This is a genomic window from Mycobacterium ostraviense (assembly GCF_002705925.1).
GTDB lineage: Bacteria > Actinomycetota > Actinomycetes > Mycobacteriales > Mycobacteriaceae > Mycobacterium > Mycobacterium ostraviense.
Genome location: NZ_NKRE01000034.1, coordinates 1 through 384, shown reverse-complemented (window position 1 = coordinate 384; position 384 = coordinate 1). Strand labels below are relative to the sequence as shown.

Sequence of the window (384 nt, the reverse complement as noted above, 5' to 3'; positions counted from 1 at the left end):
GGATGGAACGCGGTGAAATGCACCGGCACGTCGACGCCCAGGTTTTCGCGGATCCATCTGCATTCGGCAGCGACTTCCGCGTCGCTGTCGTTACGTCCGGGAATCAGCAGGGTGGTGATCTCCAACCACACATTCGTCTGGTGCCGCAGGTAGGCCAGGGTGTCCAGGACGTTGCGCAGGTGACTGACGCAAACCTTGCGATAAAAGTCTTCGGTGAATGCCTTTAGGTCGACGTTGGCGGCGTCGACACGCCGGTAGAATTCCGCGCGGTGCTCAGGACACATGTACCCGGCCGTCACCGCGACGGCTTTGATTCCCTGGTCGTGGCAGGCGTCGGCTACATCGGCGGCATACTCCCAGAAGATCGTTGGGTCGTTGTAGGTG

1 protein-coding gene is annotated in these 384 nt (G+C 60.7%); it reads right to left on the bottom strand.

Annotated features, from left to right (window positions below; all coding sequences use genetic code 11):
* Positions 1-384: AmmeMemoRadiSam system radical SAM enzyme (gene amrS / locus CDN38_RS27715; protein ID WP_099319494.1), on the bottom strand; the 384-nt coding region annotated here is incomplete at both ends.